Genomic DNA, 20,114 nt, shown 5'->3' with positions numbered 1-20,114 from the left:
TTATTGCTCGCGTTTCGTCAGGTAGGCGTTGAAGCCATGGTCCATGTAGGCGGAGAGCGGCAATTCGTCCGACAGCACGGCGGCGTCGATTTCTGCCAGTTCGGCAATATGTTGTTCCTGCTCAAACTGATAGATGCCCACCATGCCGCCGACCAGCAGCAGCAGGGGGATGATCACGCTCATGCGGCCCAGCCACGACAGCGGCTCGACAAACAGGCTGCTGGCCACGCCGGCGAACACGTTCTGACGCACGGTGACGGCGGCGGGCGCGTCCGCCTTCTTGCGCGACAGGGCCAGTTTGCGTGCCGCTGCCAGGCGATCGGTGGCCGATGCGGGCAGGTCGTCGAGTTTTTCGTTCAGTGCATGGCGCACTTTGTAAGCGAAATTGAGATCGTCGGTGTTCATAATTTAATTCCCTTGGCTTTCAGCGATTCGGCGAGCGTGTGGGTAGCTCTAGAGCAATGTGTTTTCACGCTACCTTCGGAGCAACCCATCGCTTCCGCTGTTTCAGCCACATCCATGTCCTGCCAATAACGCATGAGGAAGGCTTCGCGTTGACGTGAGGGCAGTTTTTGTACCTCTGCATCAATCAAATCAAGGATTTGCGCGCGTTCGACCTGGTCGGCCGAGGATTCGGCGGCGCTGGAGCCCTGTTCCGATTCATAAGTATCAAGTATATCAAAATCCTCATGCTCGTCGCCCGAGGGCTTCATGCCGGAGAAGAGGCTGACCCAGGTGTTGCGCACTTTTTCGCGACGGAAATAGTCGAGTATGGTGTTTTGCAAGATGCGCTGGAACAACATCGGCAGCTCGGCGGCCGGCTTGTCGCCGTACTTTTCGGCCAGCTTGATCATGGCGTCCTGCACGATGTCGAGTGCCGATTCTTCCTTGCGGACCGCGTAGGCGGCCTGCTTGAAAGCGCGCCGCTCGACATTTTCTAGAAAGTCGGATAATTCTTTGTCTGTTGCCATGCGGTATGGGGCGAGCTAACGGCTGCGTGTGCTGTGGGCGGAGAGGAGGCGGGACTGCTTTTCGTAAACTGAGCGCATGCTAGCAAAAAATGTGCGTTTCCGCATGGTTTTTGCATATCGGGTGAGCAAAAAGGCAGCAGCGCTGACATTTTCCTTGACCATAATGGTGCAACGCGATAACGTATGGGACGCTTTGAACACCCCAAAGCCCTATGGTCAGGTCGCGACCGGCACACAAGGCCATCCGCGGCAAGACGCGCTTTCATTTGTAGGCAGTTTGTTCTAACCCGCGCCACAAGCGCGAGCGGTTCGTACAGGCGCCACAGAAACTCCGGCCAAACGAGTTGCGTTAAGCGTTGTTTTGTAAGGTATCTATGGGTGCCCAAAGAAATGTCGTGACCGCATGAAAAGGGAAGCAGGAGCACTGTCGCGCACGGCGAACTTCGTCAGGAAAGAACATCCGATCAATCTCCAATGGACCTTGAAAGGAATGTTTCATGAATACCGAAGCAGCAGCAGGACCAATTACCGGCGCAGAAATTGTCGTGCGCTGTCTGGCTGAAGAGGGCGTCGAGCACGTCTTTGGATACCCGGGCGGAGCCGTACTCTACATCTACGACGCCATCTTCCAGCAAAACAAATTCCAGCATATCCTGGTACGCCACGAGCAGGCCGCGATCCACGCCGCCGATGCCTATTCGCGCAGCTCGAACAAGGTCGGTGTCGCCATCGTCACGTCCGGTCCGGGCGTCACGAATGCCGTCACGGGCCTGTCCACCGCGTACATGGACTCGATTCCCATGGTCGTGATCTCCGGCCAGGTGCCGAGCCACGCCATCGGGCAGGATGCGTTCCAGGAATGCGACACGGTCGGCATCACCCGCCCCGTGGTCAAGCACAACTTCCTCGTCAAGGACGTCAAGGACCTGGCAGCGACGATCAAGAAGGCTTTCTTCATCGCCCGTACCGGCCGTCCGGGACCCGTGCTGGTCGATATCCCGAAGGATATCAGCATGCACAAATGCCATTTCGACTATCCGAAGGAAGTCGAGATGCGCTCCTACCGTCCCGTCGACAAGGGCCATTCCGGCCAGATCCGCAAGGCCGTGCAATTGCTGCTGCAAGCGGAACGTCCGATGATCTACACGGGCGGCGGCGTGATCCTGGCAAATGCCTCGGCCGAGCTGAACAAGCTGGTCGACCGCCTGGGTTTCCCATGCACCAACACCTTGATGGGCCTGGGCGGCTACCGCGCCTCGAGCGAGCAGTATGTCGGCATGCCCGGCATGCACGGCACCTATGAAGCGAACATGGCGATGCAGAACTGCGACGTCCTGATCGCCATCGGCGCCCGTTTCGATGACCGCGTGATCGGCAACCCGAAACATTTCGCTTCGCATCCGCGCAAGATCATCCACGTGGACATCGATCCATCGTCGATTTCCAAGCGCGTGAAGGTCGATATTCCCATCGTCGGCAACGTCAAGGATGTGCTGATCGAATTCCTGGCGCAACTGGACGCGGCCGAAGCCAAGCCGAACGTCAATGCATTGAGTAACTGGTGGAAGCAGATCGCCGAATGGCGTGGCCGCGAATGCCTGAAATACCCGACCTCCGACCTGGTCATCAAGCCGCAAGCGGTGGTGGAAAAGGTATTCCAAATCACCAAGGGCGACGCCTTCATCACGTCCGACGTGGGCCAGCACCAGATGTGGGCTGCGCAATATTATGGCTTCGACAAGCCGCGCCGCTGGATCAATTCCGGCGGCCTGGGCACCATGGGTGTCGGCTTGCCGTATGCCATGGGCGTGCAGATGGCCAATCCGGACGCCACCGTTGCCTGTATTACCGGCGAAGGTTCGATCCAGATGTGCATCCAGGAATTGGCGACGTGCAAGCAGTATCATTTGACGCCGAAGATCATCATGCTCAACAACCGTTTCCTCGGCATGGTGCGCCAGTGGCAGGAAATCGATTACGGTTCGCGCTATTCCGAGTCGTACATGGATTCGCTGCCCGACTTCGAGAAGCTGGCTGAAGCCTACGGACACGTGGGCATGAGAATTGAAAAACCGGGCGACGTCGACGGCGCCCTGAAAGAGGCGTTTGGCATGAAAGACAGGCTGGTATTCATGAACTTCATTACCGACCAGTCCGAAAACGTGTGGCCCATGGTGAAAGCCGGCAAAGGCCTGTCCGAAATGATGCTCGGCTCGGAGGACCTCTAATCATGCGCCATATTATTTCTGTCTTGCTGGAAAACGAAGCGGGCGCCCTGTCGCGCGTGGTGGGCCTGTTCTCGGCACGCGGCTACAACATCGAAACATTGACGGTGGCGCCGACGGAAGACTCGACCCTGTCGCGCATGACCATCGTCACCAGCGGCTCGGACGACATCATCGAGCAGATCACCAAGCACCTGAACCGCCTGATCGAAGTGGTGAAGGTGGTGGACCTGACCGAAGGCCAGCATATCGAACGCGAGTTGATGCTGATCAAGGTTCGTGCCGTGGGCAAGGAGCGTGAGGAAATGAAGCGCACCGCCGATATCTTCCGTGGCCGCATCATCGATGTCACCGAAAAGACGTACACGATCGAACTGACCGGCAACAAGGTCAAGCTCGACGCGTTCATCGATTCGATCGACCGCGCCGCCATCCTGGAAACCGTCCGCACGGGTGGTTCCGGTATCGGCCGCGGCGAACGCATCCTCAAAGTATAAAAAGACAAGCAGCTCTACGCGGCCCTGGCGCCGCATTTAAAACAACAACGCATCATCAAATTATAGGAAATACCATGAAAGTTTTTTACGACAAAGACGCTGACCTCTCCTTGATCAAAGGCAAAAACGTTGCCATCATCGGCTACGGTTCGCAAGGCCATGCACACGCACAAAACCTGAACGATTCGGGCGTCAACGTCACCGTCGGCCTGCGCAAGGGCGGCGCTTCGTGGACCAAGGTCGAGCAAGCGGGCTTGAAAGTAGCGGAAGTCAACGACGCCGTGAAAGCAGCCGACGTCATCATGATTCTGTTGCCGGATGAAAACATCGCCCAGGTCTACAACGAAAACATCGCCCCGTTCGCCAAGCAAGGCGCCGTCCTGGCCTTCGCCCACGGCTTCAACGTGCATTACGGCCAAGTCGTGCCACGCGCCGACCTGGACGTGATCATGGTCGCGCCGAAAGCCCCGGGCCACACCGTCCGCGCCACCTACACCCAGGGTGGCGGCGTGCCCCACCTGATCGCCGTGTACCAGGACAAATCGGGCATCGCCCGCGATATCGCCCTGTCGTACGCCTCGGCCAACGGCGGCGGCCGTGCCGGCATCATCGAAACGAACTTCCGCGAAGAAACTGAAACGGACTTGTTCGGCGAACAAGCCGTGCTGTGCGGCGGCGCCGTGGAACTGATCAAGGCTGGCTTCGAAACCCTGACGGAAGCCGGTTACGCGCCTGAAATGGCCTACTTCGAGTGCTTGCACGAACTGAAGCTGATCGTTGACCTGATCTATGAAGGCGGCATCGCCAACATGAACTACTCGATCTCGAACAACGCCGAATACGGCGAATACGTGACCGGTCCCAAGGTCGTGACCTCGGCCACCAAGGATGCGATGCGTCAATGCCTGAAAGACATTCAAACGGGCGAATACGCAAAGAGCTTCATCCTGGAAAACAAGGCAGGCGCACCGACCCTGATCTCGCGCCGCCGCCTGACGTCCGAGCACCAGATCGAAGAAGTGGGCGCGAAACTGCGCGCCATGATGCCTTGGATCGCCAAGAACAAGATGGTCGACCAGTCGAAAAACTAAGCAGTTCCAGGTCTTCAGACAAAGCCGGCGTAAGCCGGCTTTTTTGTGCGCAGGCGCTTGGCAGGCAACATCCGTTACAATCAGGCCCATTCAACAATACCGTCAGCCTCATGCTTGTTTTTTCTAAAGTTTTTGTCGGCAATCTTCATGTGGTCAAGCGCCCCGTCGCGGTTGCCGTCAGCTGCTGGTTTCTGGTCATCGGCTCGCTATTAGCGCTGGCGTCGGCTTTCCTCGGCCGCCACGATCCCGCCATGCTGGCCGCAATGGGGGACGGCGTGATTCCCGCCGAGGTGCAATACGCGATGTTGCTCTTCAGCCAGGGCATCACCCTGGTGGCGGCGCTGGCCATGCTGCAACGGCAGCGTGGCGCGCGCACGGTGTATCTGGTGTGGGGCGTGATCGACATTGCATTCTGCCTGGCGACCTTGCCGGTCAAGATGAGCGTCTTGCCTGGCGCGCTGACGTTCGCCGTCATCTGCGCCTTCCTGTACAGTCCGAAATCGAATGCCTGGTTTTCGCCACGCAAGGCGGCCAATGATGCCTGCATGACACCAGCTTGAGCACTGCCGGTTCAAGCACGGCTGTCTTGGCGCGCACGCTTTTCGCCCGCCTCCTATATAATTCCGCCCTTCCTTTGCAGTTTCCTATGGACTGCATCTGTTTCGGTATCTGCCGACCGCAACGCGCATCACCGCTTTTGTAGCACGCCAGGCGCTAATTGATCAGCCGCTTGCGCAACCTGAAGGACCCCTATGACTGACCGCATTACCGCCACAGTACCCATGCCGGGCACTGCAGAATCCTCCGTTTCCGAACGGCTTCCCGTCCTGGCCTTGCTGGCCCTGGCCATGACGGCGTTTCTCGCCCTCCTGTCGGAAACCCTGCCGGCCGGCTTGCTGCCGCAGATTGCCCGGGACCTGAATATTTCCGAAGTCATGACGGGCCAGCTGGTGACCGTCTACGCCATCGGCTCGATCCTGACGGCCATTCCCCTGACGGCCCTGACGAGCGGCTGGCGCCGGCGCAATGTCTTGCTGCTGGCCATCATCGGCTTTTTGATCTTCAATACGGCGACGGCCCTGTCGCCCAACTATATGGTCGCCCTGGCCTCGCGCTTCGTCACCGGCATGGCCGCTGGCCTGGCCTGGGGCTTGATGGCCGGCTACGCGCGCCGCATGGTCAGCGTCGAACAGCAGGGCAGGGCGATGGCCATTGCCATGATCGGCACGCCGCTGGCCCTGTCGCTGGGCGTGCCGCTGGGCACCCTGATGGGTGGCGTGCTGGGCTGGCGCAGCATCTTCGGCATCATGTCCGGCCTGGCCGTGGTGCTGGTCGCGTGGGTGTTGCTGGCCGTGCCCGATTATCCGGGGCAAAAGAATGGCGAACGCCTGTCGATCCGTCAGGTGTTCATGACGCCGGGCGTGCGGCCGATCTTGGCCGTCATCGTCGCCTGGATGCTGGCGCATAACATTCTGTATACGTACATCGCGCCGTTCCTGGCGCCGTCCGGCTTGCGCCCCCGCGTCGACCTGGTGCTGCTTGTGTATGGCGTGGGCTCGCTGGCCGGCATCTGGCTGGTCAGCCAGCTGATCGACCGCTGGCTGCGCCCGCTCGTGCTTGGCTGCATCGCCGCGTTTGCCCTCGTGATGGTGGCGCTGGGCCTGGCGATGGACTCCCCGATCGTCATCTATGTCAGCATGGCCATCTGGGGCATCACCTTTGGCGGCGCCGGCACCTTGCTGCAGACGGCGTCGGCGGACGCGGCTGGCGACGGCATGGATGTGGCGCAGGCGATGGTGGCGACCATCTGGAACGTGGCCATCGCGGGCGGCGGCCTGGCGGGCGGCATGCTGCTCGACGGTTATGGCGCGGCGTCGTTTCCGTGGGCCATGCTGGCCTTGCTGATGGTGGCACTGACCATCGCCTGGCGCGCGCACCGGCATAGTTTCAAGCCGGGCCGGCGCAGCGGCGGTGCAGTGCACGGCCACTAATAACATTGTTATTTTGAATGTCGGTGTGTTGAAATGTGAGCAGATGTGACTGGCAAGCACATTTTGTGACGATTTGTTAATTTGCGCCACAGGAATGAATGAGGCGTTAGAATCTACACAGTTTGACAAGTTTCTCAGGCGAAAGGGATGGCAAAAGCGTCTCCTTCGCTGGCTGTCAGCCATATTAACTACCTAGGAGTACCCCCATGACCGTGATGAAATCCGTCCTTGTTGCCGCCGCCGCCACCGTTGCCCTGAGCGCACAAGCCCAATCCCTGCCGACCAACGGCACCCTGGTGGTCGTACCCGCGTTTGGCGAAGTCAAGCATGTCAATGACCAGGTGGTCGCTACCCTGGCCGTCGAAGAACAGGACAAGGACAAGGCTGCGGCCGCGTCGAGAGTCAACCAGAAGATGAACAAGGGTATCGCCATCGTCAAGCAGGCCGATCCGTCGGCAGCATTGAAATCGTACGGTTACTACACCTATCCCGTGTATCCGGAAGAGCGTCCATTGCCGGCTGGCGCCGTGGCCAAGCCGCGCCTGCCAACGGCCTGGCGCGTGGGCCAGTACCTGGAAGTGACGACGGCCAACCTGGCGTCCCTGCCAAAAACCGTGTCGGCGGCGCAAGGCGTGCTGACCCTGAACGGCTTGAATTTCGGCCTGAAGCCGGAAACCATCCGCCTGCTGGATGACCAGCGCATCGCCGCCACGTATAAAAACCTGAACGAACGCGTGGCCGCCATCGCCAAGGCCATGGGCCGCAACGTTTCCGACGCCGTGCTCGATACGGTGGACTTCGAAGGTTCGGGCAACTATGTCACCGAAAACCGTGCTGCCGCCGCGCCGATGATGATGCGCAGCGCCAAGATGGCTGAAGACAGCACCGTTGCCGAACCGAGCTTCGAGCCGGGCGAAACGACGCTTGACATGCGCGTCGTCGGCAAGGTCAAGTTCAAGTAAGCTGAGTCGCGCGGAAAGGCTTCCGCGTTAGCATGTTGTAAAGATCATGGGGCTGCTGGCCCCATGGTCGTTTTTGCCCCATTATTTCCAGGAGAACACTATGACCGTCATGAAAGCTATGCTGGCTGCCGTCGCCGCTACCGTTGCCCTGAGCGCACAAGCCCAGGCCTTGCCCACCTCCGGCACCCTCGTGGTGGTGCCCGCCAACGGCGAAGTGGTGCATGCGAACGACCAGGTGACCGTCACCCTGGCCATCGAAGAGCAGGACAAGGACAAGGCCGCCGCCGCCTCGCGCGTGAACCAGAAGATGAACCAGGGCGCGGCCATCGTCAAGAAAGCCGATCCGCAAGCCGTGCTGAAGACCCAGGGCTACTACACGTATGCCGTGTATCCGGAAACGGCGCCCCTGCCGCCGGGCGCCGCCGCCAAGCCGCGTGTGCCGACCGGCTGGCGAGTGGGCCAGTATCTGCAGGTGACGACGACCAACCTGGCCGCCTTGCCGAAAACCGTGTCCGCGGCGCAAGGCGTGCTGACCCTGAACCGCCTGAATTTCGGCCTGGCGCCCGCCACCATCCGCAAGCTCGACGACCAGCGCATCGCGGCCGCGTACAAGAACTTGAACGAGCGCGTGGCCGCCATCGCCGGCGCCATGGGCCGCAATGTCAATGACGCCGTGATCGACACCATCGATTTCGAAGGTTCGGGCAACTACGCGCAGCGCGTCAACATTACCGGTGCGCGCGCCAGCATGAGCGCCGATGCCATGGGCTATGGCGGCAACCAGGTGGCCGAACCGAGTTTCGAAGCGGGCGAAACGACCCTGAACATGGGCCTGGTGGCGAAGATCAAGTTCAAATAGGATAGTATCGGCGTCAATATTGCCAGCTTGACGCCGCCGCGCTTTTCTTTGGCGGTGGCTCCTCTATAATGGCAACATCGGCAGGCGCATGCCGCAAGACGAATGCGCCTGCCATCTGGCACCGAATCCCCGCAGTACACAAGATATGGAACAACATGGCAAACTTCCCCCGTCGTAGAGGCAAGAACGGCACCCCCGCAGTATCCAAAGCGTCCCGCTTCAGCAAATTCGTGCGCCAGCCGGTGAGCGATGGCACTGGCAAGAAAACCTTGCGCCGCCGCGGCATCTATCTGTTGCCGAATGCCTTCACGACGGCAGCCCTGTTTTGCGGCTTCTACGCCATCGTCATGGCCATGAACCAGAAATTCGAACACGCAGCCTGGGCCATCTTCATCGCCATGATCCTCGACGGCCTCGACGGCCGCATCGCCCGCCTGACGAATACGCAGAGCGAATTCGGCGCCCAGTACGACAGCCTGTCCGACATGGTGTCGTTCGGCGCCGCGCCGGCGCTGGTGATCTATGAATGGTCGCTGCGCGGCATGGGCAAGTTGGGCTGGCTGGCCGCCTTCGTGTATTGCGCCGGCGCCGCCTTGCGCCTGGCACGCTTCAACACGAATATCGCCGTGGTCGACAAGCGCTTCTTCCAGGGCTTGCCCAGCCCGGCGGCGGCGGCCATGGTGGCCGGTTTCATCCTGCTGATGAACGACCTGGAATTTGCCGGCAACCAGCTGGCCTGGGTCTCGTGGACGATCGCCCTGTTCTCCGGCCTGACCATGGTCACCAACGTGCCGTTCTACAGTTTCAAGGATGTGAATTTCCGCAAGTCCGTGCCCTTTATCGTGGTATTCCTGCTGGCATTGTTCTTTGCGCTCATTTCCATCGATCCGCCGAAAGTGCTGTTCCCGATCTTCGTCGCCTATGGCCTGTCCGGCTACGCCGTGTTTTTCTGGCGCATGGCGAAGGGCAAGCCCGTCAGCATCATCCAGACCGACCCCGAGCATTGATGCGCTGAGTCGGTAGCGTCGCCAGTCTTCAGCCAGCCAGGAGCAGCCATGAACACCAGCAACCGACTCATCATTTTTGACACCACCTTGCGCGACGGCGAGCAATCGCCGGGCGCTTCCATGACGCGCGAGGAAAAGCTGCGCATCGCCAAGCAGCTCGAACGCATGAAGGTCGACGTGATCGAAGCGGGCTTCGCCGCTGCCTCGCAGGGCGATTTCGAGTCGATACGGGCGATTGCTGGCGCCGTGCGCGAGTCCACCATCTGCTCGCTGTCGCGCGCCAACGACCGCGACATCGCCCGCGCCGCCGAAGCCCTGCAGCCGGCCGAGCGCAAGCGCATCCACACCTTCATCGCCACGTCGCCCCTGCACATGCAGATGAAGCTGCGCATGACGCCCGAGGAAGTCTTGCTGCAGGCACAGAACGCCGTGCGCTACGCGCGTCAGTTCACGGACGACATTGAATTCAGCCCCGAAGACGGCAGCCGCTCCGACGAGGATTTCCTGTGCCGTGTGCTGGAAGCCGTGATCGCCGAGGGCGCCACCACCATCAATTTCCCCGACACGGTCGGTTACGCCGTGCCGGAGATCTTCGGCAATACCATCAAGCGCTTGCGCGAACGCATACCGAACTCCGATAAAGCCATCTGGTCCGTGCATTGTCATAACGACCTGGGCCTGGCTGTCGCCAATTCGCTGGCCGGCGTCATGATCGGCGGCGCGCGGCAGATCGAGTGTACCGTCAATGGCCTCGGCGAGCGGGCCGGCAATACGGCGCTGGAAGAAGTGGTGATGGCGCTGCGCACGCGCGCCGCCTATTACAACTTGACGGTGGGCATCGATACGACGCAGATCGTGGCCGCATCCAAGATGGTGTCGCAAATCACGGGCTTTGCCGTGCAGCCGAACAAGGCCGTCGTCGGCGCGAACGCCTTTGCGCACGCGTCCGGCATCCACCAGGATGGCATCTTGAAGGCGCGCGAGACGTATGAAATCATGCGCGCCGAAGACGTGGGCTGGACGGCCAACAAGATCGTCCTCGGCAAGCTGTCGGGCCGCAATGCCTTCAAGCAGCGGCTGCACGAGCTGGGCATCGCGCTGGAATCGGAAGCGGAAGTCAACGCCGCCTTCATCCGCTTCAAGGAGCTGGCGGACCGGAAATCCGAGATCTTCGACGAAGACATCATGGCCCTCGTCAGCGAGGAACAGCAGGCGCAGGAGAGTGAGCACTATCGTTTCATTTCACTGACGCAGCAGTCGACGACGGGCGCCGTGCCGCATGCGCGCGTGGAATTTCTCGTCGGCGGCAAGCAACTGAGCTGCGAAGGGCGGGGCGACGGCCCTGTCGACGCCACCGTCAACGCCATCGAAAGCGCGGCCGCCAGCGGTGCGGAGCTGGTCTTGTTCTCCGTCAATGCCATCAGCACGGGCACGCAGTCGCAGGGCGAAGTCACCATGCGCCTGTCGCGCGACGGGCGCATCGTCAACGGCGTGGGCGCCGACCCGGACATCATCGTCGCCTCGGCCAAGGCGTATCTGTCGGCGTTAAATAAACTGCACGCCAAGGATGAGCGTATCGATCCGCAGCCTTGAAAACGCTAGTCCGCGACCGGTGGGCTCTTAACGCAAGGGCAAGTCGCTGCCGTACCGGATCGACATTTGCGTGCGCGTGCCGGCGCACATGTCGTCGATATCGAGCGCGCCCCGCGATGGCTGGCCGGTGGCGTCACGCGCAAATTCGAGCACAGTGAAGCTGCCTGCAGCAGACGTGCATTGCGGTAAATTGTAGCGTCCGAGCAAACCGCCCTCGACGCCGTCAGTGTTGCCCGGCCCATAGGAAAAGGTGGTGCCCGCCTGCCAGGCCTGGTTGGCCGGCAAGCCTGTCAGGAAGCGCAGATGGCTCCGGGTGGACATGATATCGAGCACGTTCTTGTCCAAAAAGTAGCGCACATAGCTGGCTTCCGCAGTGGCCGCGTTGCTGTCGATCACCGGGGCGCCCGTACCGATCCGATAGCTGAAGACCAGCGCCTGTGTGGTATCGGTCAGTACATCAATGTTGATGCGCTGCTTGTCGGATTCGCCTATGGCGTTGCTTGCTTCCAATTCAATGACGGCCACGCCCTTGGCTGGCGTCGGGCTCGACAGCGTGACGCGTTGTGCATTCGGCTGATCCATGACGAGCGCGGGGCCGGAAAGCTGCCGCCAGCGCGTGCCGCTGGCCGGCGCACCATGGGCCGACGAGCCGCCGGCATCAAGTGTCAGCGTGGCGCCGGCGCCCAGCATCAAGGCCGGCGTTCCATTGGTGCCGATGACTGCGCTGATGCTTTGTGTCACATTCACGATGCCGGCCGGCGCACTCAGGGCATTGCCGGCCATATCGCGTATGGGATCGCTTTGCAGGTTATCGAATGTCAGTTGATAAGTGGCACCGGCCCGCAGTTGTGTGGCCGGCTGGACTGTCAGTATGGCGCCATTGGTGCTGATGGTTGCCGGAATATCCACCGGATCGTTGCCCTGCTGCCGGAATAGCGCGTTGTGCAGCCGTGGCGTGTCCAGCGTGCGCGTATATACCCAGGTCAGTGTGCCGGCCGGAGCCAGTTTGGCCGTGTCCGGCGCGATCAGCAGCTGGAAGCCGCTGGGCAGGTCGGACTTTGTGTCGTAGCGGTCCAGGCTGGCATTTTGTGGCCGCCAGGCGCTACTACTCCATAAAAAGCCTGTGCCTTGGGCCGGGGCGGTAGCCAGTACGGTGTCGCCGAGCAAGATGTTGAGCTGGTCCGGCGCCGGGCGTGGATTGACGCGCAGGCTGGCCTTGTTGTTGTTCGCACCGGTCAGCAGCAGTTCCCCGGCGTCGGGGTAGGTGTCGAACCAGGCGCGCCATGGCGTTGCCGTGCTGACCTCAAGGCTGCCGCCGAGCAAATCGCTGGCCAGGTGGTAGCGCATGCTGGTGGTGGCGCGTGCCGTATCGATGCGCAACTCGTGCTGTAACTCCAGCGCGGTAATGGTTTCCTTTTTAGTCTGGTTGGCGTCGGAATACACCATGATGAATGGTTGCGTGTCGGAATGAATGCGCAGCATCCGCGAGAGTGGCCCGATGCTATGGTCAAAGCGCAGGCTGCCCGCCAGATCTTCGCGCGGCGTGCTGGTGTGGTCGCCAAAGCCGGGAGCAAAGCTGATCGTTCCCGCCAGATGCTGGTCGTTGACTGGCGCCGCAAACGTGACATTCATGGTGCCGTCGACAACGCCTTCCAGTTCCTTTGAATGGCAAGCGACATATGTCACGCTGAGCTTGTCGCCCGCGTCGACCTTGCCGTTGGCGTTGGCGTCGCTAAACGTGGCGCTTTGCGTGCCGCCACCGCGGCAGGGCTTCGTTTGCGTGGTACTCGTGCTGAACTGGCCAGCCCAGTCGACGACCATTTGTGCTGCGCCCAGTGCCACGGCGCCATTGCCGAAGGCCAGAACGGGGGCCGCCGAGGCATTGCCTGCCGTGAGTAGCAGAGGCGTATCGCTGCTGCTGGCGGGTGGCGTCACCGGTGGTGTGACGGGCGGCGATACGCCGCCACCGCCCCCACCACCGCCCCCACCACCGCCGCCGCAGGCGGACAGCAGAAGGGCGAGTGCGAGGGACAGGGGAGGGGCGAAACGATGATATGGACGGCTGACTTCCTGCTGATGCGGCATCTGGTTCCTTGCAGTCGATTGAATGTGTGGCCAACACGGCACGGGCCATTTTATCCGCAGGACTTTACACAATGTTCACAGGTGAAAAGTCACACATTGTCACGGCACACAGGAGCACGGCTGCCTGCCATGCCCGCTACCAGAAAAAGCGCCGCTCTTCCTTGGCCGGATCGGGCCCGTTCATCATCATGCGTACGATGCCGTCGTGGTCGAAGTGCACGTGCATCATGGAATCCCACACGCCCGATTCCTTGTAGCGGTAGGACCAGACGTGCAGTTTCGGCAGCGACAGGTACGATGTTTCCGTCGGGCGGCCCAGGGTGTGCAGCACGTCTTGTTGGGTCGACACGCCCACCTTGATGCGGGCAAAGCCCGGCGTATCGAGCACTTGCTCGTAGGAAATCAACTTGTCGTCGGGGCCGAAGCGGGCCATGTACGTGTACTGGCCGTACGGTCCCGTCGCGTATTCCAGTTCAGGCCCGGTGGGCAATTGATAGATATTCGTCGGCCGGCCCAGGCGCGCTTCCACGGCGGCGCGCGGTTCGCCCGGCTGGGGCGGCGGAGCGTTCCAGCTGGCGCAGCCGGCCAGTGCGGCAAACAGCAGCGGTGTTGCTGATTTGAGCAGTTTTTTCATGTTTGACCTCCTGAAATGCAGGAAAATCCTATCATGCACCGAGAAAAGGCCGCACGGCAGGATACAGGCGGGCATTTTTCCGATATACTTGCGCGTCTGGTTGGCAGCATAGGCCAGTATTTTAATAATCGTAGTTCACGGTGGATAGGGTTCAGACTCTGTGCACCGCATGTGAAAGGTTTATCATGACAGTAGAAAACATCAACAAAGCCGCTATCATCGCGGACAACGCACGTGGTCAAAACGACACCGGCTCCCCTGAAGTGCAAGTTGCACTGCTGACAGCTCGCATCAACGAACTGAACGGCCACTTCAAAGCCCACTCGAAAGATCACCACTCCCGCCGCGGCCTGATCATGATGGTCAACCGTCGTAAGAGCCTGTTGTCCTACCTGAAGGCTAAAGACGCTACCCGTTATCGCGACCTGATCGCTAAACTTGGTCTGCGCAAGTAATTTTTGCCGTACAAGGTTTATACAGAAATGCCTGCGCCAGTTCGCTGACGCGGGCATTTTGTCATTTGAATTCCGGATTTATATCGAGAAGTACAGTATTCTCTCCCGATATCATGTTTTAAAAGTAAAGTAGTAAAGGTGGCAACGATGTTTCTGCCGCCTGTGGTGAGGTGAACGACAGCCCCTGAAAATCTGTCGGCAATTAGAAAAGGGATACCCCATGTTTAACAAAGTTACGAAAACCTTCCAGTACGGTCAACACCAAGTGACCCTGGAAACCGGCGAAATCGCACGTCAGGCATCCGGCGCAGTGCTGGTGTCGATCGAAGATACCGTCGTTCTGGCAACGGTAGTGGCACGCAAAGATGCCAAGCCAGGCCAGGATTTCTTCCCTTTGACGGTTGATTATGTCGAGAAAACCTATGCTGCCGGTAAAATCCCGGGCGGTTTTTTCAAGCGCGAAGGCCGTCCTTCCGAAAAAGAAACACTGACATCCCGTTTGATCGACCGTCCTATCCGTCCGCTGTTCCCGGAAGGCTACCTGAATGAAGTGCAAGTCATCATTCACGTGTTGTCGGTCAACCCTGAAATCGATCCGGACATCGCCGCCATGATCGGCGCATCGGCCGCCCTGTGCGTATCGGGCGTGCCTTTCAACGGTCCTATCGGCGCCGCGCGCGTCGGTTACGCCAATGGCCAGTACATCCTGAACCCGACCGTCCAGCAGCTGAAAACGTCGGAAATGGACCTGGTTGTCGCCGGTACCGAAACGGCCGTGCTGATGGTCGAATCGGAAGCGAAACAGCTGTCCGAAGAAATCATGCTGGGCGCCGTGGTATTCGGCCACGACCAGATGAAAGTCGTCATCGACGCGATTCACGACCTGGTGCGTGACGGCGGCAAGCCGGAAGTGGAATGGGCGCCTGCGCCGAAAAACGAAGCACTGATCGCCCGCGTCGCGCATTTCGCCAACGCCAAGATCAATGACGCGTATCAAACCAAGGACAAGCAAGAGCGTACGGCCAAGCTGAAAGCAGCGACGTCGGAAGTGATCGCCGACCTGTCGGCCGAAGCGGCTGCCGCCGGCGGCGCGTCCATCGACAGCGCCGAAGTCAACAACATCCTGTTCGACATCGAAGCGAAAATCGTGCGTACGCAAATCCTGGACGGCGAGCCACGCATCGACGGCCGCGACACGCGCACCGTGCGTCCGATCTCGATCCGCACCAGCGTGCTGCCACGCACCCACGGTTCGGCCCTGTTCACGCGCGGCGAAACGCAAGCGCTGGTCGTGGCTACCCTGGGCACCGCCCGCGACAGCCAGAAGATCGATGCGCTGATGGGCGAGTTCACCGACTCGTTCATGCTGCATTACAACATGCCTCCGTTCGCCACCGGCGAAACGGGCCGTGTCGGTACGCCAAAACGCCGCGAAATCGGCCACGGCCGCCTGGCAAAGCGCGCGCTGATCGCCGCCCTGCCAGCCGCTGAAGAGTTCAGCTACTCGGTGCGCCTGGTATCGGAAATCACGGAATCGAACGGTTCCTCGTCGATGGCTTCCGTGTGCGGCGGCTGCCTGGCACTGATGGACGCCGGCGTGCCGATGAAAGAACACGTGGCCGGTATCGCCATGGGCTTGATCAAGGAAGGCGGCAAGTTTGCCGTGCTGTCCGACATCCTGGGCGACGAAGATCACCTGGGCGACATGGACTTCAAGGTAGCCGGTACCCGCAACGGTATCACGGCGCTGCAGATGGACATCAAGATCATGGGCATCACCAAGGAAATCATGCAAGTGGCACTGGCGCAAGCCAAGGAAGGCCGCGAGCACATCCTGGGCGAAATGCAAAAAGCCATGCCGCACGTCAAAACCGAACTGTCCGATTTCGCACCGCGTCTGATCACCATCAAGATCAACCCGGAAAAAATCCGTGACGTGATCGGCAAGGGCGGCGCCGTGATCCGCGCGCTGACCGAAGAGACGGGCACCCAGATCGACATCAGCGACGAAGGCGTGGTCACCATCGCTTCCGTCGACGCCGCTGCCGGCCAGGAAGCCAAGCGCCGCATCGAAGAACTGACCGCTTCCGTCGAAGTGGGCAAGACCTACGAAGGCACCGTGCTGAAACTGCTGGACTTCGGCGCCATCGTGCAAGTCATGCCAGGCAAGGACGGCTTGCTGCACATCTCGCAGATCGCCAACGAGCGCGTCAACGCCGTGGCCGACTACCTGAAAGAAGGCCAGCTGGTGCGCGTCAAAGTGCTGGAAACAGACGACCGCGGCCGCCTGAAACTGTCGATGAAGGCTGCCGAAGGCAACGAAGCGCCAGCCGCTTGATGTCCTTCAGGTACGCCTGAGTGCGGCTTCGGCCGCATGCTTAAAAACCGCCGGCGCGCAAGCCCTGGCGGTTTTTTTATGCGCCGCGTTTGCGCTGTATCGAAGGCGTGTGCCGCATTGCCCGCCTGCCTGCACCGGCCTTGATCCAGCGCGTATCGGCCGCCGCCACGCCTTGTAGATTCGGAAGGGGATCTTCCCCTGAACGAGTCTTCCAAGGAGATGCAGCATGCGCACATTCTGCGGGCTGGCCGCCGCCTTTCTGCTTGCCGTCGCGCCCGGTGTCCGGGCACAGCTGGACAATGCACCCACGCCGGTGCCGCTGCCCATTCCCATCGCCGCCGCGTCCGCGGCCATGCCGGCGCAAGACCTCGACGCCTTGCGCGCCGTGCATGCGCGCGAAATCAATGACCTCAGCACCTTCAAGACGGCGGGCTTGCAGCGCGAAGCGATCGATCCCTACCTGGACAGCGCACCGGGCCGGCAATTCCTGCGCGAACTGCGCGCCGCCGATCCCGCCGCCCCGGCCGAGACGATTTACGCGCGCGCCGTCGAGCAGCTTGCTTCCGGCAGCACCTTGCCCGATTTGCAAGCCATGTCGGCCGCGCTGGTAAAAATCGTGCCGCATGGCCAGAATGTGTCGCCGTACTCGCCATATTTCACCACCAGCGCGCAATTGCAACTGGCGTCGGGCCGTTGCGCCAGCCTGGCCGACTGTTTCGGCTTGCCCTTGAAGAGCGAGGCGCCGCTGTATGATGTGTATCAGATCATGCCCAAGGGCACTGTCAACGTGTTCGTCAGCCAGGTGGCGCCGACGCAAGAGCTGGGTGGGCTGGTGCGGCGCAAGGGTGGGGCGCAGCAGTATCTATTGCCCAACCGCAGCCTGTGGTCGGCCCCCGTGCTGATCGGCACGATCAAGAATTAAGGAGAGATGATGGATCAACAGCGTTTGCAAGCCCATGCCGCCGAACTGGAGCAATTGCTGGCCCGGCTGGCGCCTACCGATGGGGAAGTGGCCGACCTGCGCAGCGCGCTGGAGCCGCTGCTGGCCTTGGCTGGCAGCGGGGCCTTGAGCGCGCCGCTGCCGTGGGGCGACATCCCCGGCGGGCGTTACTTTACGGAAGGCGGCTTGCGCCAGTACCCTGAACTGGAGCAGGCATTTGCCCGGTTCCGCATCGAAGCGACCGGTGGCGAATCGCCGGCCTTGCGCAAGCTGCGCGGCGAGCTGTAATTAATATATGGTATCAATTGTTGTTTATGGGTAATTGACTGTCAGTATTGCTTGACGACAAAATCTTATTCATCGACCATGGCGCATCCCTCCCGATTTTCTCTTTTTTATTGGATGCACCATGTTGTCCTCCCTTAAGGCGCGGCTGATCGCCATCGCCGTTTCCATCGTCGTGCTGGCCATGCTGGCCGTTGCCATCGCCAATTTCTTCACTACGCGCTCAAGCACCCTGGCCGCGCTCGACACGCAAATGCTGCAGTTGTCGCACAGCCATGCCGCGGCCATCGCCGAATGGCTGCGTTCCAAGCAAGCCGTCGTCGGTTCGCTCAAGCAGGGCGCCACGGCGGCTGATCCGCTGCCGGCGCTGAAGGCGGCCGAGCAGGCGGGCACCTTCGACATGGCGTATATCGGCTTTGCCGACAAGCACGCCGTCTTCTCCCAGGAGCGCAAGCGCGCCGCCGACTACGATCCCACGGCGCGGCCCTGGTACAAGCTGGCGTCCGAAGCGGGCGGCCCCGTCATTACGGCGCCGTATATCGGCGCCAGCACGGGCAAGCTGGTGGTGACGTTTGCCGAGCCGCTGGGCGGCAAGGGCAGCGTGACGGGCGTGCTGGCGGCCGACGTGATGATGGATGCCGTGGTGCAAAACGTCGCATCGATCAAGCCGACGGCGTCCAGCTATGCCTTCCTCGTCGATGGCGGCGGCAAGATCATCGCCCACCCGGACGGCAAGCTGACCTTGAAGCCGCTGGCCGAGCTCGATCCGGGCCTCAGTGCGCAGGCGCTGGCCGACATTGAAAAGAGCGGCGATGGCGCCGCCATTCGCCTGGGCGAGCGTGACGGCATCTTGCATGTAAGTAAGGTGCCGGGCAGCGACTGGCTGTTGGCGACCGTGCTCGACCGCGCAGAAGCGACGCAAGCATTGACTTCCATGCTGCGCGCCTCGGCCTTGACGGCCTTGCTGGTGCTGGCCCTGGCCGCCACGGTATTGAGCGCGCTGGTGGCGCGCGCGCTGCGCCGCCTGGGCCTGGTGCGCGATGCGATGGAAGCGATCGCCACGGGCGACGGCGACCTGACCAGCCGCCTCGACGCGGAAGGCTCGGATGAGCTGGCGCAGATCGCCAAGGCGTTTAACTTGTTTGTCGAAAAGATCGCCACCGTGCTGGTGCAGATCCGCAGCATCAGCACCCTGGTGCGCAGCGAATCGGCCGATATTGCCGCCGGCAATGCCGACCTGTCCTCGCGCACGGAAGCGCAGGCGGGCGCGCTGGAAGAAACGGCCAGTTCGATGGATGAGCTGACATCGACCGTCAAGCAGAATGCGGAAAACGCGCATGCGGCCAATGAACTGGCCGTATCCGCCTCGGAAGTGGCGGCCAAGGGCGGCCGCGTGGTGCAGCAAGTGGTCGGCACCATGGCCGGCATCCAGGAAAGCTCGCGCAAGATCGTCGACATCATCGGCGTGATCGACGGCATCGCCTTCCAGACGAATATCCTGGCCCTGAACGCGGCCGTCGAGGCGGCGCGCGCGGGCGAGCAGGGCAGGGGCTTTGCCGTGGTGGCGTCCGAAGTGCGCAACCTGGCGCAACGCTCCGCTGGCGCGGCCAAGGAAATCAAGGAATTGATCGGCGACTCGGTGGAAAAAGTTGATGCCGGCGGCCGCCTCGTCGATGAAGCGGGCCAGACCATGGATCAGGTGGTGGCGTCGGTGCAGCAATTGACCACCATCATGAGCGAGATCACGGTGGCCAGCCGCGAACAGAGCGCCGGCATCGGTGAAATCAATACGGCCGTCACGCACATGGATACCATGACGCAGCAAAACGCGGCCCTTGTCGAGCAGGCGGCCGCCGCCGCGGAAAGCCTGCAGGAGCAGGCCGTGGACCTGGCGCAAGCCGTCGGCATGTTCCGCCTGGGCGATGCGCCTGCTGCGGCACCGGCGCCCGTGACGCGCCTCAAGGCCAAGCCTGTTGCTCCTGCGCCGCGCGCGCCGGCCCGCGCGCTGTCGCCGGCCAGGCCCGTCAAGGCGGCCAAGTCCGGCGCCGACGAGTGGGAAGAGTTTTAAGCGCGCAGCAGTAAATCGACGTTTATCCGCGTTTTTGTCAGGCCAGCCTGCCAAAAGCGCAGTTCGTCGCAATCGGCGTGTCTGCCGGGAGCGGTATGGCTATAGTGATCACA

Annotated in this window: 18 protein-coding genes; 14 read left to right on the top strand and 4 right to left on the bottom strand. The window is 61.2% G+C overall.

Features of this window, described 5'->3' with window-relative positions; translation table 11 throughout:
- Positions 1-405, bottom strand: coding sequence for a DUF3619 family protein (locus tag BLT98_RS07120; protein ID WP_092606147.1), 405 nt, complete (start codon positions 403-405; stop codon positions 1-3).
- Entirely contained in the window at positions 402-971 is a 570-nt protein-coding gene (locus tag BLT98_RS07115) for an RNA polymerase sigma factor (protein ID WP_034779551.1), read from the bottom strand. Before BLT98_RS07115 ends, BLT98_RS07120 begins: the two co-directional genes overlap by 4 nt.
- A 497-nt stretch (positions 972-1,468) precedes the next feature.
- Here BLT98_RS07115 and BLT98_RS07110 point away from each other — a divergent pair, with 497 nt between their 5' ends.
- The 9 genes from BLT98_RS07110 (at position 1,469) to BLT98_RS07070 (ending at position 11,196) form a co-directional block, all read left to right on the top strand.
- Entirely contained in the window at positions 1,469-3,199 is a 1,731-nt protein-coding gene (locus BLT98_RS07110; protein WP_052139969.1) for an acetolactate synthase 3 catalytic subunit, read from the top strand.
- A 2-nt stretch (positions 3,200-3,201) separates the two neighbouring features.
- A complete protein-coding gene (gene ilvN, locus BLT98_RS07105; protein WP_010399754.1) occupies positions 3,202-3,693 on the top strand; it encodes an acetolactate synthase small subunit in 492 nt (163 codons plus the stop codon).
- Positions 3,694-3,767: 74 nt separating this feature from the next.
- Positions 3,768-4,784, top strand: coding sequence for a ketol-acid reductoisomerase (gene ilvC, locus BLT98_RS07100; RefSeq protein ID WP_034750044.1), 1,017 nt, complete (start codon positions 3,768-3,770; stop codon positions 4,782-4,784).
- Positions 4,742-5,344, top strand: a complete 603-nt coding sequence (locus BLT98_RS07095) for a hypothetical protein (RefSeq protein ID WP_170846240.1) — start codon at positions 4,742-4,744, stop codon at positions 5,342-5,344. Before ilvC ends, BLT98_RS07095 begins: the two co-directional genes overlap by 43 nt.
- Positions 5,345-5,536: 192 nt before the next feature.
- Positions 5,537-6,775, top strand: coding sequence for an MFS transporter (locus BLT98_RS07090; protein WP_092606142.1), 1,239 nt, complete (start codon positions 5,537-5,539; stop codon positions 6,773-6,775).
- Positions 6,776-6,981: 206 nt separating this feature from the next.
- Entirely contained in the window at positions 6,982-7,737 is a 756-nt protein-coding gene (locus BLT98_RS07085) for an SIMPL domain-containing protein (protein WP_034779548.1), read from the top strand.
- A 100-nt stretch (positions 7,738-7,837) separates the two neighbouring features.
- Positions 7,838-8,596: an SIMPL domain-containing protein gene (locus BLT98_RS07080; protein WP_092606140.1), complete on the top strand. Its 759-nt coding sequence runs from the start codon at positions 7,838-7,840 to the stop codon at positions 8,594-8,596.
- A 155-nt stretch (positions 8,597-8,751) separates the two neighbouring features.
- A complete protein-coding gene (gene pssA / locus BLT98_RS07075; protein WP_070255639.1) occupies positions 8,752-9,603 on the top strand; it encodes a CDP-diacylglycerol--serine O-phosphatidyltransferase in 852 nt (283 codons plus the stop codon).
- A gap of 48 nt (positions 9,604-9,651) precedes the next feature.
- On the top strand, positions 9,652-11,196 hold the full coding sequence (locus BLT98_RS07070) for a 2-isopropylmalate synthase (RefSeq protein ID WP_092606138.1): 1,545 nt from the start codon (positions 9,652-9,654) through the stop codon (positions 11,194-11,196).
- A 27-nt stretch (positions 11,197-11,223) separates the two neighbouring features.
- On the opposite strand, the gene BLT98_RS07065 is transcribed toward BLT98_RS07070, so the two are convergent.
- Positions 11,224-13,281 (bottom strand): Ig-like domain-containing domain, encoded by a 2,058-nt coding sequence (locus BLT98_RS07065; RefSeq protein ID WP_092606136.1) that lies wholly within the window; start codon positions 13,279-13,281, stop codon positions 11,224-11,226.
- 136 nt (positions 13,282-13,417) lie between these two features.
- Positions 13,418-13,915, bottom strand: a complete 498-nt coding sequence (gene bamE, locus BLT98_RS07060; protein ID WP_092606134.1) for an outer membrane protein assembly factor BamE domain-containing protein — start codon at positions 13,913-13,915, stop codon at positions 13,418-13,420.
- 185 nt (positions 13,916-14,100) lie between these two features.
- On the opposite strand from bamE, the gene rpsO reads away from it, so the two are divergent.
- The 5 genes from rpsO (at position 14,101) to BLT98_RS07035 (ending at position 20,001) form a co-directional block, all read left to right on the top strand.
- Complete coding sequence (gene rpsO / locus BLT98_RS07055; protein WP_010399743.1) at positions 14,101-14,370, top strand: 30S ribosomal protein S15; 270 nt, start codon at positions 14,101-14,103, stop codon at positions 14,368-14,370.
- A gap of 220 nt (positions 14,371-14,590) precedes the next feature.
- Positions 14,591-16,708: a polyribonucleotide nucleotidyltransferase gene (gene pnp / locus BLT98_RS07050; protein ID WP_010399742.1), complete on the top strand. Its 2,118-nt coding sequence runs from the start codon at positions 14,591-14,593 to the stop codon at positions 16,706-16,708.
- A gap of 226 nt (positions 16,709-16,934) precedes the next feature.
- Positions 16,935-17,630, top strand: a complete 696-nt coding sequence (locus tag BLT98_RS07045) for a hypothetical protein (protein ID WP_092606132.1) — start codon at positions 16,935-16,937, stop codon at positions 17,628-17,630.
- 6 nt (positions 17,631-17,636) lie between these two features.
- Positions 17,637-17,936: a hypothetical protein gene (locus tag BLT98_RS07040; protein WP_211614836.1), complete on the top strand. Its 300-nt coding sequence runs from the start codon at positions 17,637-17,639 to the stop codon at positions 17,934-17,936.
- Between the two features lie 121 nt (positions 17,937-18,057).
- Positions 18,058-20,001, top strand: coding sequence for a methyl-accepting chemotaxis protein (locus BLT98_RS07035; RefSeq protein ID WP_170846312.1), 1,944 nt, complete (start codon positions 18,058-18,060; stop codon positions 19,999-20,001).
- The last annotated feature ends 113 nt before the right edge of the window (positions 20,002-20,114 follow it).

Source organism: Janthinobacterium sp. YR213, from assembly GCF_900099875.1.
Lineage (GTDB): Bacteria > Pseudomonadota > Gammaproteobacteria > Burkholderiales > Burkholderiaceae_D > Janthinobacterium > Janthinobacterium lividum.
Note: the sequence above shows the minus strand (reverse complement) of the source record. Positions and strands in the feature narration are given on the sequence as shown.

Excerpts from the sequence above, each read along its gene's own strand:
- bamE (WP_092606134.1), bottom strand. The coding sequence starts at position 13,915 with ATGAAAAAACTGCTCAAATCAGCAACACCGCTGCTGTTTGCCGCACTG.
- BLT98_RS07065 (WP_092606136.1), bottom strand. The coding sequence starts at position 13,281 with ATGCCGCATCAGCAGGAAGTCAGCCGTCCATATCATCGTTTCGCCCCT.
- BLT98_RS07115 (WP_034779551.1), bottom strand. The coding sequence starts at position 971 with ATGGCAACAGACAAAGAATTATCCGACTTTCTAGAAAATGTCGAGCGG.
- pnp (WP_010399742.1), top strand. The coding sequence starts at position 14,591 with ATGTTTAACAAAGTTACGAAAACCTTCCAGTACGGTCAACACCAAGTG.
- BLT98_RS07120 (WP_092606147.1), bottom strand. The coding sequence starts at position 405 with ATGAACACCGACGATCTCAATTTCGCTTACAAAGTGCGCCATGCACTG.
- BLT98_RS07080 (WP_092606140.1), top strand. The coding sequence starts at position 7,838 with ATGACCGTCATGAAAGCTATGCTGGCTGCCGTCGCCGCTACCGTTGCC.
- ilvN (WP_010399754.1), top strand. The coding sequence starts at position 3,202 with ATGCGCCATATTATTTCTGTCTTGCTGGAAAACGAAGCGGGCGCCCTG.
- pssA (WP_070255639.1), top strand. The coding sequence starts at position 8,752 with ATGGCAAACTTCCCCCGTCGTAGAGGCAAGAACGGCACCCCCGCAGTA.
- BLT98_RS07070 (WP_092606138.1), top strand. The coding sequence starts at position 9,652 with ATGAACACCAGCAACCGACTCATCATTTTTGACACCACCTTGCGCGAC.
- BLT98_RS07040 (WP_211614836.1), top strand. The coding sequence starts at position 17,637 with ATGATGGATCAACAGCGTTTGCAAGCCCATGCCGCCGAACTGGAGCAA.
- BLT98_RS07085 (WP_034779548.1), top strand. The coding sequence starts at position 6,982 with ATGACCGTGATGAAATCCGTCCTTGTTGCCGCCGCCGCCACCGTTGCC.
- BLT98_RS07090 (WP_092606142.1), top strand. The coding sequence starts at position 5,537 with ATGACTGACCGCATTACCGCCACAGTACCCATGCCGGGCACTGCAGAA.
- rpsO (WP_010399743.1), top strand. The coding sequence starts at position 14,101 with ATGACAGTAGAAAACATCAACAAAGCCGCTATCATCGCGGACAACGCA.
- BLT98_RS07035 (WP_170846312.1), top strand. The coding sequence starts at position 18,058 with ATGTTGTCCTCCCTTAAGGCGCGGCTGATCGCCATCGCCGTTTCCATC.
- BLT98_RS07045 (WP_092606132.1), top strand. The coding sequence starts at position 16,935 with ATGCGCACATTCTGCGGGCTGGCCGCCGCCTTTCTGCTTGCCGTCGCG.
- ilvC (WP_034750044.1), top strand. The coding sequence starts at position 3,768 with ATGAAAGTTTTTTACGACAAAGACGCTGACCTCTCCTTGATCAAAGGC.
- BLT98_RS07110 (WP_052139969.1), top strand. The coding sequence starts at position 1,469 with ATGAATACCGAAGCAGCAGCAGGACCAATTACCGGCGCAGAAATTGTC.